Origin of the sequence: Pseudoduganella sp. UC29_71 (assembly GCF_042693265.1) — a bacterium.
Classification (GTDB): Bacteria; Pseudomonadota; Gammaproteobacteria; order Burkholderiales; family Burkholderiaceae_D; genus Rugamonas.
This window is the reverse complement of the sequence record NZ_CP170549.1, coordinates 3,466,575-3,482,144: the sequence shown is the minus strand read 5'-3', so window position 1 is coordinate 3,482,144 and position 15,570 is coordinate 3,466,575. Positions and strand designations below refer to the sequence as shown.

Genomic DNA, 15,570 nt, shown 5'->3' with positions numbered 1-15,570 from the left:
CTTGGAACAGCTGTTACCTTATTACGAACGGGAGCTCGGCTTCCTGCGCCGCTATTCGCGCGAATTCGCCGAGCGCTACCCGAAAATCGCCGGCCGGCTCCTGGTCGGCGGCGAGGTCTGCGAAGACCCGCACATCGAACGCATGATCGAATCGTTCGCGCTGCTCAATTCGCGCGTGGCCAAGCGCCTGGACGACGATTACCCCGAATTCACCGAAGCGATGTTCGAGGTCATGTACCCGCACTACCTGCGGCCATTCCCCTCGTGCTCCATCGCCCGCATGGACTACAGCGGCGCCGCCGCGCAGCTCACCGCCGCCAGCGAAATCCCGCGCGGCACGCAGCTCACTTCGCGCCCGGTGCGCGGCGCGGCCTGCACCTTCCGCACCGCGTACCCGGTGACGGTGGCCCCGCTGGCGCTCACGCAGGCGCAGTTCGACCCCATCATCGCCGTGCCCGAGGCGCTGCGCGCGCCGCCCGGCGCCACTTCCAGCATTAGCATCACGCTGGCGGCCACTTCCGAGCAGGCCGGCCCGCTGCAGCTGGGCCTGGGCAAGCTGCGCTTCTTCATCGACGGCGAACCGTCCTTCTGCGCGGCCCTGCGCGACGTGCTGTTCATGCGCACCGTGGCCGCCTATGCGGAAGCGGACGGCAATGGACGCTGGGTGCGGCTGCAGGAGTCGCCGCTCACGCCGGCCGGCTTCGAGGAAGACGAATCGCTGATCGACTTCTCGGCGCGCTCGCACGCGGCCTACCGCCTGCTCACCGAGTACTTCTGCTTCCCGGAGAAGTTCAACTTCTTCGACATCGACCTGGCGCGCATCGGCGCGGCGCTGCCGTCCGGCGCGCGCAGCGTCACGCTGCACCTGGCGCTGTCCGGCCTGCGCACCGACTCGAACGTGGCGCGCATGCTGGGCACGCTGAACCCGAACAACGTGCTGCTCGGCTGCACGCCGGTGGTGAACCTGTTCCGCCAGCGCGGCGAACCGATCCGCCTGACGCACACCACCGCCAGCTACCCGGTGCTGGCCGACGCGCGCCGCGCCTTCGCCTACGAGGTGCAGGCCATCGATTCGGTGCGCCTGGTGCGGCAGACGCCGCAGGGCGAATCCATCACCACCTTCCGCCCGTTCTACTCGCTCAAGCACGGCCAGGCGCCGGAAAAGAGCGGCCATTACTGGGTGGCGCGGCGCAACGAGACCGTCGCCGAGAAAAGCCCCGGCTTTGAAACCGAGATCACCATCGTCGATATCGACTTCGACCCGGCCGAGGTGGAGACGGACACCCTGAGCCTGGAGCTGAGCTGCACCAACCGCGACCTGCCTTCCATGCTGTCCTACGGCATGCGCGGCGGCGACCTGTTCATGGAAGGCGGCTCCAGCGTGCGCGCCATCAGCCTGCTGCGCAAGCCGACGGCCTCGCAGCGCTTCGAGCGCGGGCGCGGCGCGCACTGGCGCTTGATCTCGCACCTTTCGCTGAACCATTTGTCGCTGGACGAGGACGGGCTGGACGCCTTCCGCGAAATGCTCACCCTGTACGACTTGCCGCGTTCCCCGGCCACGCAGCGCCAGATCGGCGGCGTGCTCGGTATCGCCCACAAGGCGGCCAACACATGGCTGCCGGGGAACCCCTTTGCCTGCCTGGTGCGCGGCGTGGAAGTGCGGCTGACCATCGACGAGGAAGCCTTCGTCGGCAGCGGCATCCACGCCTTTGCGCACGTGATCGAGCGCTTCCTCGGCCTCTACGTGCACGCCAACAGCTTCACGCAGCTGGTCGTGCTGTCCCACAAAACCGGAGAGGAACTGCTGCGATGCTTGCCACGAAGCGGCGATTTGAGCCTGCTGTAATCGAGCGCCTGTTCGCCGAGCCGTACCGGTTCGAGTACTTCCAGGCGGTGCGCATGCTGGAGCTGTGGCTCAAGAAGCGCGGCGTGCCGCAGGAGGGGGCGGTGGCGAATTTCCTGCGCTTCCAGAATTCCACCTCGCTGTCCTTCCCGGCCAGCGAGCTGGAAGCGCTGCATCCCGAACCGCGCGACACGCCGCGCGACGCGCGCGGCCTGGGCGAAGCCTTGCAGTCGTCGGAACTGAAATACGTGCGCCTGACGCCCACCTTCATGGGCTTCCTCGGCAGCAGCGGCACGCTGCCAGCGCACTACACCGAACGCATCGCCGCGCACGCGCTGTACCAGCGCGACGACGGCCCGCGCGCCTTCCTGGACACCTTCTCCAGCCGCGCGCTGGCCTTGTTCTACGAGGCCTGGCGCAAGTACCGGCTGGAGCTGAAGTACCAGGGCAGCGGCAAGGACGGCTTCCTGCCGCTGCTGCTGTCGCTGGCCGGCCTGGGCAACGCCTCGCTGCGGCGGCGCATGTCGGACCATGGCGACGGCGTGCTGGACGAGTCGCTCGGCTATTTCGCCAGCGCGGTGCGGCAAAAGCCGGCATCGGCCTCGCAGCTGGCGCGCGTGTTGTCCGAGTATTTCAACCAGCAGGTGCGCATCACGCAGTTCATCGGGTGCTGGTATGACGTGCCGGCTGCCCAGCAAAGTGCGCTGGGCGGCAGCAACGCCGTGCTCGGCGGCGGCGCGCTGGCCGGCGCGCGCGTCTGGCAGCGCGACCTGCGCATGCGGCTGGTGATAGGACCGCTGGACCGCGCCAGTTTCGAATCCTTCCTGCCGGGCGGGAAGGCGGCCAGGGCGCTGAAAAGCATGCTGGCCATGTTCACGGGGTTGACGCTGGAGTACGAAGTGCAGCTGGTGCTGCGCGCGGCGGACGTGCAGGGCACCAGCTTGAGCGATGAGCGCAGCGGCGGGCGCCTGGGCTGGGACAGCTTCGTGCTGACGGGCGGCCAGGCGCAGGACCGCAGCGACGTGCGGTATGAAATACACACATTATAAAAAGGAGTAGGCACCATGAGCATCAACCTGAAAACGCTGATCGGCAAATTGAACGAGACCTGCCGCGTGGCCGCCACGCGCGCCGCCGGCATCTGCGTGTCGCTGGGCCAGTTCGAAGTGGACGTCGAACACCTGTTCCTGGCGCTGCTGGAGCAGCCCAGGAGCGACCTGGTGGTGATCGCGCGCCGCAGCGGCATCAGCGTGAGCATGCTGGAAGCGGACCTGCAGGCGGAGCTGAGCCGCTTCAAGAACGGCAATACGCGCACGCCGGTGTTCTCGGCGCGCCTGCCCAAGCTGATGGAAAACGCCTGGCTGATCGCCTCGCTGGACATCCAGTCCGGCCGCGCGGTGCAGATCCGTAGCGCCCACCTGCTGCAGGCGCTGCTGACCGACTCCGAACTGTCGCAGCTGGCGCAGCGCAGCTCGAAGCTGTTCGCCAGGTTCGAGCTGGAGCAGATCCGCCACAAGCTGGACGAGATCACGGATGGCTCGCAGGAAGCCGTGCCGGCCGCGCAGGCCGGCGGCGCGGCGGAAGAGGGCGGCGATCCGGTGGGCGACATCGCCGCCAGCGCGCCCGGCAAGACGCCCGCGCTGGACCAGTACACCACCAACCTCACGCAGCGCGCCGCCGAGGGCAAGGTCGATCCCGTGATCGGCCGCGACGACGAAATCCGCCAGGCCATCGATATCCTGATGCGCCGCCGCCAGAATAATCCCATCCTCACCGGCGAGGCCGGCGTGGGCAAGACCGCTGTAGTGGAAGGCCTGGCGCTGCGCATCGCCGAGGGCGACGTGCCGGACGTGCTGAAGGGCGTGCAGATCCACACGCTGGACATGGGCCTGCTGCAGGCCGGCGCCAGCGTAAAGGGCGAGTTCGAGAACCGCCTGAAGAACGTCATCGACGAAGTGCGCAAAAGTCCGCACGCCATCATCCTGTTCGTCGACGAGGCGCACACCATGATCGGTGCGGGCGGCCAGGCAGGCCAGAACGACGCGGCCAACCTGCTCAAGCCTGCGCTGGCGCGCGGCGAGCTGCGCACCATCGCCGCCACCACCTGGGGCGAATACAAGAAGTACTTCGAGAAGGACGCCGCGCTGGCACGCCGCTTCCAAGTGGTGAAAGTGGAGGAGCCGAGCGAGGAACTGGCCTGCGCCATGCTGCGCGGCATGGCGCCGCTGATGGAAAAGCATTTCAACGTGCGCGTGTACGACGAGGCCATCACCGAGGCGGTGCGCCTGTCGCACCGCTACATCATGGGCCGCCAGCTGCCCGACAAGGCCATCAGCGTGCTCGATACCGCTTGCGCCAAGGTGGCGCTGGGCCAGAACGCGACGCCGGCGCTGCTGGAGAACCTGGCGCGCAAGCAGGAGCGCCTGCACGCGGAGATCGCGTCTCTGGAGCGCGAGCAGGCGGCCGGCGGCGGCGCGGTGCACGGCGAGCGCCTGAAACAGCTGCGCGAGGACAATGAGGCGGCAGGCAAGCAGCACGCGGAACTGGCGGCGCGCTGGGAGCAGGAGAAGCAGCTGACGGAGCAGATCAAGGCGGCGCGCGTGGTACTTGAAGCGGGCGGCGAAGCCGACGCCAGCCAGGGCAAGGACGTGCAGGCGCTCCTGGCCGAACTGAAGGCGCTGCAAGGCGAAACGCCGATGGTGCCGGTGCAGGTGGACGGCAACGTGGTGGCGGGCATCGTGGCCGGCTGGACCGGCATCCCGCTCGGCAAAATGGTGAAGGACGAGATCAAGACCGTGCTCAAGCTGAAGGACATGCTGGAAGAGCGCGTGCTGGGCCAGCCGCACGCGCTGGAAGCGGTGGCGCAGCGCGTACGCACTTCGCGCGCCAACCTGGACGATCCGAACAAGCCCAAGGGCGTGTTCCTGTTCGTCGGCCCGTCCGGCGTGGGCAAGACCGAGACCGCGCTGGCGCTGGCGGACGTGCTGTACGGCGGCGAGCGCAAGCTGGTCACCATCAACATGAGCGAGTACCAGGAAGCGCACAGCGTGTCGGGGCTGAAAGGCTCGCCGCCGGGCTACGTGGGTTACGGCGAAGGCGGCGTGCTGACCGAGGCGGTGCGCCGCAATCCCTACAGCGTGGTGCTGCTGGACGAGGTGGAGAAGGCGCACCCGGACGTGCTGGAGCTGTTCTTCCAGGTGTTCGACAAGGGCGTGATGGACGACGCGGAAGGGCGCGAAATCGACTTCCGTAACACCATCATCATCCTGACCTCGAACGTGACGTCGTCCACGCTGATGCAGGCCTGCCTGAACAAGACGGCCGAGGAACTGCCCAAGGCGGACGCGCTGGAAGAGATGATACGTCCGCAGCTGAGCAAGCAGTTCAAGCCCGCCTTCCTGGGGCGCTTGAAGGTGATACCGTTCTACCCGATTCCGGACGACGTGCTGGCCGAGATCATTGAACTGAAACTGGGCCGCATCGGCCAGCGCATCGGCGCTAACCACAAGGCCGAGTTCAGCTGGGATGAGGCCCTGGTGGATGCCGTGCTGGCGCGCTGCACCGAAGTGGACTCCGGCGCGCGCAACGTCGATCACATCCTCAACGGCACCCTGCTGCCCGAGATCGCGGAATCCGTGCTGGCCAAGATGGCCGAAGGCGCGGCGATCGGTAAAATCAAGGTCGGCGCCAACAAGGATGGCAAGTTCAAATACACCATCCGGTAGTAGCCCGCCGATGCGCCGCCGACGGCTCCGGCGGGTTACGCTCCGCTAACCCGCCCTACGAGTCTTTTGCGGGGAGCCATTGCGGCTTTTGTTCCGGGTACCATTCGCGCTCCACGGGGCCGTCGAATTCCGGCTCCAGCGTGCCGAGCGTGACGGCGATGCGGTCGGGCGCTTGCTCGCTGCGCCAGTACAGGTTGGAGCCGCACACGCTGCAGAAGCCGCGCCGGCCGTGGTCGGACGACGCATACTCCGTCACCAGTTCTGCACCACGTTCAATAACGTAGCCGTCCCTGGCCACGTTGGCGTACGATCCCGCCGCCGCGCCGTGCTGCTTCTGGCACATGGTGCAGTAACAATGGCTGGCGTGCTTGACCGGCCCCTCGGCCCGGTAAGCCACGCCGCCGCATAAGCAGCTGCCGTGTAGCATGAACTTTTCCTTTTGGCGTTGTCCTGGAATAGTTCGAATTGTAGCGCGTACTCAGTCCTGCGGCCGGCCTTTCACGCCCAGGAGTTCTTCGATGTGGTCCATGGAGGCCTGGTCCTTGATGACGGAGCGCAGCCAGCTGTGCAGGTCCTGCTCGGCGGCGTCGGCGGCCTTGTCGGCGAAGTAGGAAACGGGGCTGTGCGGCTCGGTGCGGCGGAAGAACTGGGCCACGGTGCGCAGCTGCGCAACGGCCTGGGCACGGTTGTGGATGGCGCCGGGCGGCCCGGATGGCGCCAGCTGCATCGGCGCGCCATGGCTGTTTTGCGCGTAGCCGTTGGCGTTATCGTGGCCAACGTGGCTGGCATGGCCCGCATTGTTCGTGGCGTCTCCTTCGGGGGCTGACTGGGCGGCGGCATTGGCCGTGGCGGTGGCGGCGCTGGGCGGCAGGGCGTGGATCAGCGCCTGCAGCGCGTCGCGCGCGGCCGAGAAGCCGGGGCTGTCTTCGCCCAGGCGCGCGTCGGCGGCTTGCTCGAACGCGCGCAGGGCTTCCACGCAGGCGGCGGCATCGGCCGCCAGCGCTTCGCGGAACTGCGGGGAGCTGTTGCGGCGCGCCGTTTCCAGGTCCGCCAGTTTCAGGCCGCCGGGCGGCGGGCCGCCATTGCTGGCCTGCTTGCGCGCGGTGTCGAAATCGACCATCGAGTAGGCGCTGCCGCGTCCCTCGGTCAGCGGAATGGCGCGCAGCAGCGCGGGCGTGCGCGCCAGTATCCAGCTCAGGTTGCCGATGCGCTGTTCGTTGTCGCCGTCCGCTTCGGGATACAGGCCGTTGTACCAATACTGCTCGCACAGGCCGGCCAGCACCCGGAAGCCTTCGGCCAGCCCGGTCAGGCCGTGCTTCTTGGCGGCGGCCTCGGTCAGCCACACGGCCAGGCGCAAGTCCTTGCTGCGCGCTTCGAGCAGGGTGGCGCAGCGTTGCACCACGAAGCCCCAGTCGGCCTCCTTCAGGTCGGTCACCCATTCGCCCTGGTCGAGCGAGGGATCGTCGAAGGTGCGCGCTTCGCTGATCGCGTCCAGCTCGGGCGAGAAGGCGAGGTCGTAGCCGCCCGGCTGGGCGTCGCTGACGGGCTTGAGGATTTGTTCGGCTGAAAACATGGTGATGGTCCTATTGCTGTGCCAATGCTGTGCTATTGCCGCGCTATTGCTGCGCCAGGCGGAATTCGATGCGGCGGTTGCGCGCCCGGCCCTCTGCGGTGTCGTTGCTGGCGACCGGGCGGTCCGGCCCCTGGCCCGATGCGCTCAGCAGGTCGCCGTTGATGCCGTGGCTGGCCAGGTAGGCTTTCACCGCCTCGGCGCGCGCCTGGCTCAGGCCCTGGTTGGTGGCGCGCAGGCCCACGCTGTCGGTGTGGCCGATGATGTCCACCTTGCGGCCCTTGAGCTTGAGCAGCGCCGCCACCATCTCGTCCAGCACCTTGCGGCCGGACGGCGTGAGGCTGGCCTGGCCGCTCTCGAACTCCACGATGCGGTTATTCAGCGCGCTGTCCAGGATGCCCTGGTCGCTGGCCGACACGCGCAGCCCGTTGTTGACGGTGTAGGTGGGGTTCAGGCTGAGCGCGGCCGCGCTGGCCAGCGCCTGGCGCTGCGCCTCGTTGGCCACTTCGCCGCGCAGCGTGACGGTGCTGCCGTCTATCTTCAACTGGCCGCGGCTGATCTGCTTCAGGTCCGGCGTGATGAGCTTTTGCACGTAGGCGTTCCAGTTGGCCGGCGTGACCACCTGGCCCACCGAGATCTGGTCCACCACCTTGTCGGCGCCGTAGACTTCGCGCAGCTTGGCCAGCACGCTGGCCTTGCTGGCTTCGTCGGCCACGGTGCCGGAGGCCAGCACCTGGCCTGGTTGCGGGGCTGCGGGCGCCTGCGCGCGGGCAGGGGCCTGGGCCAGGGCGGCCAATGTGAGCAATAAGAGTGCGGTAGGACGCATGATCAGGTTCCGATAAATGCCGCGTGCAGCGAGTCGAGCGCGGATTTGAGTGACAAATTGGGTTGCGAGAGATACGTCGAGGCCTTCTTGCTGGCGTAGTCCGAATCCACATGGTCTTCCACCCAGTCCAGCTGGTCGAAGGCGATGTGGTGCTCCAGGCCCACCTGCGGGTCCATGATGGCTTGCAGCGTTTGCGCCGAAGCGCCGCTGAAGCCCAGCACCAGCACCGGCCGTTGCGCCACGCGCGTGAGGAAGATGGCCAGCTCGAAGTCGGCGCGCGCCAGGAAGGGCGTGATCAGGTGCATCCAGTAGGCGGCCACCAGGTTGCGGTACATGGGGTCGTTCGGCAGCGGCAGCAACAGGCTCTTTTCCAGGCGGCTGGAACTGCTGGCCAGCACCGGCTGCAGCAGCATGCCCAGCGCGAGCAGCATCTGGCGCACCGAGCCTGCGAACCCGGCTTGGGACAGCATCGCATCCAGGCCGCCGATGGTCTGCATCTCCATGAAGTCGTTGAAGGCGGCGTCGTAGGCGGCTGGGCGCAGGTCCAGCTCCACGACGTGGGCGGCGGCGGCCTGCAGCGCTGAGGTGGGCTCGGACGCTTGCAGCACGCCGGCGGTCAGGCTCTCCAGCCGGGTCCACAGGCGGCTCAGCACCAGCGGCGCGTTGGGCACGAAGCCGGCCGGCTCGGGCGCCTCCATGCTGCTCATCATGAGGAAGGGGAAGCGGCGGCTGGACTGGTCGCTGCTGGCGACGATGTGGCCGCCGATGGCGTGCCGGCGGCGCGGGCCGACGAAGGCGAAGTGCAGCGGCGCCAGCGCGTCGTAGGTGAGTTTCCAGCGTGCGTCCGCGCTGAGCAGGTCCATGGCTTGCGCCAGCCAGTCATCCAGCACCTTGATCAGCGCGGGGTTGTCGCTGCCTTTGACGAAGTCGCCACGGCTGGGTATCTTGCCGAAATAGCCCACGGCGGCGGGCGTGACGTTGCGGCTCATTGCTGCACCTCCGCTACGCGCGCGCCGGCGGCGGCCATGGTGGACTGGGGAGCCGGCGGTACGGCCATGCGCGGACGGGGTGCCGGAGCGGGTTGGCCCGGCGCGGCCGGCGCAGGCGCGGGCGTGGCGGGCGGAGCGGCGGCAGGAACAGCAGGCGCCGGTGCTTCGGCCACGGCAGGGATCACTACGGCGTCCGGCAGGCGCAGGCGGCGGAAGCCGGAGGCTTGCTGCGGCGCCGGGGCCGGCGGAGGCGGGGCTGCTGCATTGATCTTCAGGTTGGCGGTGACGGTGACGCCGGCGTTATTCCAGGTCAGCTCGAACACGCCGCCGTCCTTTTTCTTGCGGGTGGATGCGTCTATCATTTTCTTCAGGCCGAAGTGGCCGGTTTCGTTCAACAGGACCACCGAGCGGCCTTCCGGGGTGATGGCGGTAATGCGCGCGCCCGGCACGCCCTGCGGATTCGGCCACACCATGTGCACCCAGGGCTGCGGCTGGCCGCGCCAGCGCAGCGCCTGGCCGTCGATCTCGATGGTGAATTCGCTGGCGCCCACGGTGCTCAGCGCCTGCAGGTCGAAGCGGGTCTGCGCGTCGCCTTCGCTGGAGGCGGCCGCGTTGGCCACGCCGCCCGCGTTCAGCGGCGCCACCCAGGCCGGGAAGCTGGCCGAGACGGTCGGCGCCAGGTTGATGCCCATATTGGCCCAGGTGCGGCTGCTCAGCGTATCGCCGCGGCGCACCACCAGCGGGCCGACGGTGGTGTTGAAGAACTTGGCGATGGCGCCTTCCGGTCCGAAGATCTCGCCGATTTCAGCGTTGCTCGCCTCGGCCTTCGACTCGGTGGCGAACGGGTATTTCAGCGCCAGGTTCTGGCGGAACGGCGTGAGCACCTGCGCGGCCCACACCTTGTTGATCTCCTGCTCGGCGGGGCGCACGATGACGGCGAAGGTCTGCATCAGCGGCCGCACGAGGATGGGGCGCAGCGACTGCTTCTGCGCGTCGGTCATCCCGGTCAGCATCTGCTCGTCCACGTAGCGCAGCGCGTCGGCCAGTTCGGAGCCGCTGCCGTCCAGCGTCTGCTGCATCAGCTGCTTGGCGCCGGGGCCGGGATCGCCCTGGTTCTTGATGTTGTTGAAGCGGCCGCGCAGCTTGGCCAGCTGCTCCATGTAGCCGCGCATCAGCGAGGCGTCGTTGTCCTTGGCGACCACCAGGCGCGCCACGCCGGCGAACTCGCGGCCGACGGGGCCGAGCGGCAGCGCGGCGTTCTGCGCCGAGGCGGCGGGCAGGTTGACGTTGATCTGCGAGGGCTTCTGGCGCAGGATGGTTTCGCGGAACCAGCCAGACACGCCGCGCTGCGCACGCTGCATGCCCGCGTCCAGCAGCGACGGGTTGTCCCACGAGGTTTGCTGATAGACGGTGGAGATCAGCTTGTTCAGCGGCGAGAGCTGCGGATCGCCAAGGCGGTTCATGGCGGTGGCGGCGCTGTCGAAGCCGTCCAGGTCGCGGATGGTCACGCCCTGCACGAACTTCTGCCATTCCTTGGCGTAGTCGTTCTTGTACAGGTCCACCAGCGATTTCTGGATCTGCTCCGGGCTGCCTTCCAGCGTCAGGTCGTCCTTGGAGGCGGTCTTCAGCACCCAGTCCGCGCTTTGCAGCTCGCGGTTGGCCGCTTCGCGGAAGGCGTCCTGCACATAGCCTTCCCACGCCTCGCGCGTGAAGCTGCCGGGGATGGCGTAGCTGCCCAGCATGAGCTCCTTGTCCTGGTCGCCGACGATGCGCGCCACCGTCATGGACGGGTAGCGCGTGGCGGCACGCGCCTTCACGTCGGCATACACGCGCTCGCGGGCCGGCATGCCGCGCACCACGCGGCGCAGCTTGTCGCGGTTCTGGTCCACCAGGGCCAGCTTGTTGTCCAGCGTGGGCCAGGAGGTGTCGTTGATCTGCGCCAGGTGGAAGGAAATCATGCGCTCGGCGCTGCGTATCATCTGCTCGCGCGGCATGGCGCCGCGGTTGGCGTCCAGCCACACGCGCCAGAAGCGGGTCAGCTGGTCGCTCAGGTGGCCGGCTTCGGCGCGCGCTTTATCGCCCAGCATGAGGTAGGTTTTCAGCGCGTTATAGGCGTCTTCCGCGTTGCTGGGGGAGGCGTCCTTGAACTGCTGGGAGCCTTGGGATACGGCGGCGCCGGCAACACCCACCGGCGCGGCTGCGTCGGCGGTGCGCACCGACGGCTGCATCGGCTCGGTGCTGTTGTTCACTTCGGCCAGGAAGGCTTCCAGCGACTGGCCCACGGGGTTCAGCATCACTTCGCGTACGCCGTGGAAGTATTCTTCGCGCAGCTTGCGTTCCAGCGTCTGGCCCTGGTACAGGCCCAGGCTGAGCGACAGCGGGCGGCTCTTCTTGTAGTTGTCCAGCTGTTCGATGCGGTCCTGCAGCACTTCCAGCGCCTGGAAGCGCGATTGCAGGTCGAAGCGCTTGTCCTGCAGGCGCACGGCCTGCTGCAGGTCCGCTTCCACGTTGGCCACCAGCTGGCGGTTGTTCATATAGGACCAGCTCCAGCCGCCCAGCGCCAGGCCGACAAAGGCGGTGGCGGCGAAGAAGGCCGCGTAGCGCATGCGTGTCTGCGCCGGGCTGGCGTATTGCGCCACCAGGTTCTTGTCCGCGAAGATCACGGTGCGGAACAGGTTGAGCAGGAAGTAGCCCTTTTGCTGGTAGGCGCCGTCCGCGTGGTGCGGCTGCAGTTTCAGGTCGAAGCGCTGCGCCACGCGCTGCGACGAGGCCGACACGGCTTCGCCTTCCTGCAGCGCGCTGGTGAAGTAGAAGCCCCGGAATACAGGCTTGAACTGGAATGGGTTTTCCTCGAACAGCGTGGCGATGAAGGTGCGCAGCGGGCCTTTGATGGAAGCGAATTCCAGCGGGAAGGTGAACACGCCTGGCGGCATGCGCTCGCGCCATTGCAGCGCCATGCTGGCGCGGCTCATGTCCTTCAGGCCGTCGTGCAGCTCGTCGAAGCGCGCGTCGAACTGATCCAGCACCTGGGCGCTGGTGGTGTGCTGGCTGTAGGGCAGGGTGGCGCCCCATACGCGGTCGCGCTCACCGAGTTCGCTGTCCTGGAAGAATTCGTTGAAGCCGTTGATCAGGTCCGCCTTGGTGAACACCACGTACACCGGGGCGTGCACCGCCAGGCGCTCGGTCACTTCCTGCACGCGCTGGCGCAGGTTCTTGGCCAGGTTGATGGCGAATTCGGGCCGGTTTCCGGCCAGTTCGGCCACGCTCACGGCGATGATGACGCCGTTGATGGGCGCCTTCTTGCGGTATTTTTTCAGCAGGTCGAGGAAGCCGAACCACTCGGCGCGGTCTTCGTCGGCCACCGAGTAGCGGCCGGCGGTATCGAGCAGGATGCCGTCGGTGGTGAAGAACCAGTCGCAATTGCGGGTACCGCCCACGCCCTGCACGATCTTGCTGTCGGCGAAGGGGAATTGCAGGCCCGAGCTGGCGATGGCGGTGCTCTTGCCGGCCGCCGGGTTGCCGATCACCATATACCACGGCAGTTCATACAGCGCGGCGTTGCCGGAGAACTGGCCCAGCTTGGACTGCTTGATCGTGGCGATGGCGTCCAGCATGCGCTTGCGCAGCGCGTCGGTTTCCTGGCGCTGCACCGCGTCGGCCTTGGGCGGGGACTGGTTGACCTGCTGCTCCAGCATGTCGCCCAGCTGGCGCGACTTGCGCTGGTGGCGCTGGCGCCTGAGCAGCCAGACCACGGCGCCGATGGCCAGCGCCACTGCGTAAATGGTCCACGCCAGCGAGGCGGGCTGCTGCAGCAGGGCTGCGGCGATCAGCAGGAAGGCCGCCAGCGCGATCCAGCCGACCAACAGCAGGAAGGCGCGCGAGGTGAAGAATTGCCGGAGTGTTTGGGTAGTCATATTGGTCTTGGTTGAGGTCAAGCGGGCGTTGCATTCGGTGTGTTCGGCATTGCTGGCGGCTGCCCGTTGGGCGCCGTGTCGCCTGCGGGACGGATCAGGGCGGCGCAGCGCAGGTAGGGATCTTCATTGGCCATGCACAGCACGGGCGCGCCGCGTTCCTGCACTTCGTGCCAGGCCAGCGCCAGGGCGGCGAGGAAGCCGGCGCTGCCGGCGTGGCCGGTGGCGTTGCCCAGCGCAAGGATGTCTTGCACCGGGTCGAGCCCGGGCTGCACGGCATGGGCGGCGGCCATCAGCTCCATCACGCGGGTGCTGCGGTGGCCGGTGTCGGCCACGATGAGCGGCACTTCGGCGCCTGCCGGCAGCGGCTTCAGGGCTTGCTGCGCAAGGTCTTTCAATACCGTGCAGTCGCCGCTGCGGGCCTGGGCTACGTCGTTCGGGCGCTGGCCAGCCGCGATGGCGGCGAGCTGGGGATAGGGGCCGCCGTCCAGCAGCGCGGCTTGTTCGGCATCGACCAGCAGCAGGCCGGCGGCGGCTTCGCCGGGCATGGCGCCTTGCGGCCGGCTGGCCGTGAACAGGCTGCCGTTCGAGGCCCAGGCGTCCACGGTGGCGTCGCCGAGGTGGGAAGTGCAGGCCAGCAGCACGGTCACGCAGGGCTCGCTGCTGTGCTGAAGCGCAGCCAGCACCGGGCCGGGATGTTGGCCATGGCGCGTGTTGACGGCGATGCGCTGCTGCGGCCAGCCTGTCTGTTCGATTTGGCGGCTCAGCCAGCGGCCCGCCACGTCGCGCCATTGGCTGTTCCATTCAGGCGGCAGCAGGACGATCAGTTGCAGCATCGGCACGGCGTTCAGCGCGCGCGCAGCTTGTGCGGCCGTGCCGCGACCGTTGTCGGCGTCGCCCGCCGCTGCCGCCGCTTCGGCCACGCGCGGGTGGCCGGCGGCGGCTTCGGCCAGGTGCGCGATGGCGGGCGTGGCGAGCGCCATCGCGCGCCAGAATTCATCGCGTGCGTACAGCGCCGGCAGGCCTTGCGTGGCCAGCCATTCGCCGATCTCCTGCTCGGCATTCTTCGCATCGAGGCCGGCGGTGCGGGCGCTCATGACAGGGTAGCCGTCGTCGTCGTACAGTTCCTTGTCCAGGTCCGGACGGGCCTTGTTGTCCGCCATGGCGCCGGCCAGCGCTGCGGCGCTGTCGCCGTGCGGCGTGTGCAGCGCGGCGGCGGCGATGGACAGGCTGGCAGCGGGCGTGGCAGGCGTGCCAGCCGGGGCACCGGCACCGGAGGCGCCGGCGACGTTGGCGGTGCTGGCGGTGCTGGCGGTGCCGGCGCTGCCGTCGGCGGCAGTGGCCGGCCCGGACCCACGCGCGCTCCACGCGGCCGCGCTTTTGCGCACCAGCCAGTAGCCCAGCAGCAGCGACAGCGGCAGCGCCACCAGGTACAGCGCCAGGTCGCCGGTATCCGGCATGCGATTGGTGCTGCGCCAGTACCAGACGGCGCCCGACCAGCTGCCGCCGAAAGCGAGCGTCGACAGCATGATCCCTTTGAGCCAGGCATTCATGCGTGTTATACCTTGTCCGTGGTGGCTTGCTGGCTGGCGATCAGCGTGGCGCCGCAGCTGGTCAGGTCGCCCTGGCGCGCGGCCGGCTTGCCGTCCACCAGCATGGTGGGGTCGCCGGTGGCGATGACCATGGGGCCGTGCAGAGGGCACACTACCTTGTCGCCAAGGCGCGCGATGCCGATGCCGCCGCTGTCGCTGTGCGGCGAGGCTTCCACCACGGCGCCGCCGTGCGTGTGCTTGTCTCCCAATCTGATGAATGGCCCGGCCATCTCGTTCTCCCGTCTATCGTTTCATTACGCCGGCCACACGCAGTTCCGTGTGCCCGAAGTCGCGCATCTTCCAGCGGCCGCCCCAGGTCATTCCCAGGGACTCGGCCACTTGTCCATATAGTTCATATCCGCGCATGGCCCACGGGTCCTGCTCGCTGAGCACCAGCTTGCCGTCGCGGACGAAGGCGCAATCCGCCGCCAGCCCGTACTGGTGCCAGCTCTGGAAGGCGGCCGCGTTGGTCACGCCCGATCCCAGCGCTGCCAGCGTGTTCTGGCGCTCCGGGCTGCGGTAGCCTTCCAGCAGCGCCATGTCATATCCGTGCCGCTCCTTCATGATGCGGAAGGCCATCAGCAACCGCTGCGCATAGGCCTTGTCCAGCATGGCCCAGTCGCGGCTGGCGCTGGCGATCATCGGCCGCGCCCGCTGCACTTCGGCGGTGGTGAAGGCCAGCGGCGGCAGCGCAGGCGGCGGCACCAGCTGCTCGCCTTCCAGCAGGCCCGCCACCTGCGGGTTGACCTCCCGCGTGGATGCTTCAAAGCCGCCGAGGCTCGGTTTGGTCCCGGCCAGTAGCGCCACCAGCGGCGGCACGCACACCAGGGCGAGTCCTGCACCGCACAGTAAATAATGGCGGCGCAGGAATGCCCCCCATTCGGCCAGTTGCGCACGGCCGCTGCGCCGCAGTTCCAGCGCGCCGTTTTCCTGGCGCTGTGCGATGGCTGCCAGGCGGCGGCGCCAGCGCATCCCGGCCCGCTCCAGCGTGCTCACCAGCAGTTCCCGCCCGGCGGGAAACAGCACCAGCCAGCTCAGAAGGCATGCCAGTAGGAAATACATCGCCACCGCCAGAAGAAACACTTTGGACCTCGCCGCCCGATTAAAAATTATC

The 15,570-nt window shown here is 68.1% G+C and carries 11 protein-coding genes; 3 read left to right on the top strand and 8 right to left on the bottom strand.

The features are described 5' to 3' along the window. Position 1: 1 nt before the first annotated feature. From tssF to tssH, 3 genes are read left to right on the top strand one after another with little or no spacing between them, the layout of a single operon-like run. A complete protein-coding gene (gene tssF / locus ACFJI2_RS15235) occupies positions 2–1,846 on the top strand; it encodes a type VI secretion system baseplate subunit TssF (RefSeq protein ID WP_377700811.1) in 1,845 nt (614 codons plus the stop codon). Then, entirely contained in the window at positions 1,810–2,892 is a 1,083-nt protein-coding gene (gene tssG, locus ACFJI2_RS15230) for a type VI secretion system baseplate subunit TssG (RefSeq protein WP_377700810.1), read from the top strand. Before tssF ends, tssG begins: the two co-directional genes overlap by 37 nt. A gap of 15 nt (positions 2,893–2,907) precedes the next feature. Further along, positions 2,908–5,568: a type VI secretion system ATPase TssH gene (gene tssH / locus ACFJI2_RS15225; protein WP_377700809.1), complete on the top strand. Its 2,661-nt coding sequence runs from the start codon at positions 2,908–2,910 to the stop codon at positions 5,566–5,568. A 55-nt stretch (positions 5,569–5,623) separates the two neighbouring features. Here tssH and ACFJI2_RS15220 read toward each other — a convergent pair whose 3' ends face one another. From ACFJI2_RS15220 to ACFJI2_RS15185, 8 genes are read right to left on the bottom strand one after another with little or no spacing between them, the layout of a single operon-like run. Then, positions 5,624–5,995, bottom strand: a complete 372-nt coding sequence (locus ACFJI2_RS15220; protein ID WP_377700808.1) for a GFA family protein — start codon at positions 5,993–5,995, stop codon at positions 5,624–5,626. Between the two features lie 51 nt (positions 5,996–6,046). Then, complete coding sequence (gene tssA, locus ACFJI2_RS15215; RefSeq protein ID WP_377700807.1) at positions 6,047–7,141, bottom strand: type VI secretion system protein TssA; 1,095 nt, start codon at positions 7,139–7,141, stop codon at positions 6,047–6,049. A 43-nt stretch (positions 7,142–7,184) separates the two neighbouring features. Further along, positions 7,185–7,964 carry an OmpA family protein gene (locus ACFJI2_RS15210; RefSeq protein ID WP_377700806.1) on the bottom strand — a complete coding sequence of 260 codons (780 nt, stop codon included), beginning with the start codon at positions 7,962–7,964 and terminating at the stop codon, positions 7,185–7,187. Positions 7,965–7,966: 2 nt separating this feature from the next. Beyond that, positions 7,967–8,953 carry a type VI secretion system-associated protein TagF gene (gene tagF / locus ACFJI2_RS15205; protein WP_107868378.1) on the bottom strand — a complete coding sequence of 329 codons (987 nt, stop codon included), beginning with the start codon at positions 8,951–8,953 and terminating at the stop codon, positions 7,967–7,969. Beyond that, positions 8,950–12,867: a type VI secretion system membrane subunit TssM gene (tssM, locus tag ACFJI2_RS15200; protein ID WP_377700805.1), complete on the bottom strand. Its 3,918-nt coding sequence runs from the start codon at positions 12,865–12,867 to the stop codon at positions 8,950–8,952. Before tssM ends, tagF begins: the two co-directional genes overlap by 4 nt. Positions 12,868–12,884: 17 nt before the next feature. After that, a complete protein-coding gene (locus ACFJI2_RS15195; RefSeq protein ID WP_377700804.1) occupies positions 12,885–14,393 on the bottom strand; it encodes a hypothetical protein in 1,509 nt (502 codons plus the stop codon). 29 nt (positions 14,394–14,422) lie between these two features. Next, positions 14,423–14,686, bottom strand: a complete 264-nt coding sequence (locus ACFJI2_RS15190) for a PAAR domain-containing protein (RefSeq protein WP_107868381.1) — start codon at positions 14,684–14,686, stop codon at positions 14,423–14,425. A 13-nt stretch (positions 14,687–14,699) separates the two neighbouring features. Further along, complete coding sequence (locus tag ACFJI2_RS15185) at positions 14,700–15,518, bottom strand: M15 family metallopeptidase (protein WP_377700803.1); 819 nt, start codon at positions 15,516–15,518, stop codon at positions 14,700–14,702. Positions 15,519–15,570 lie beyond the last annotated feature (52 nt).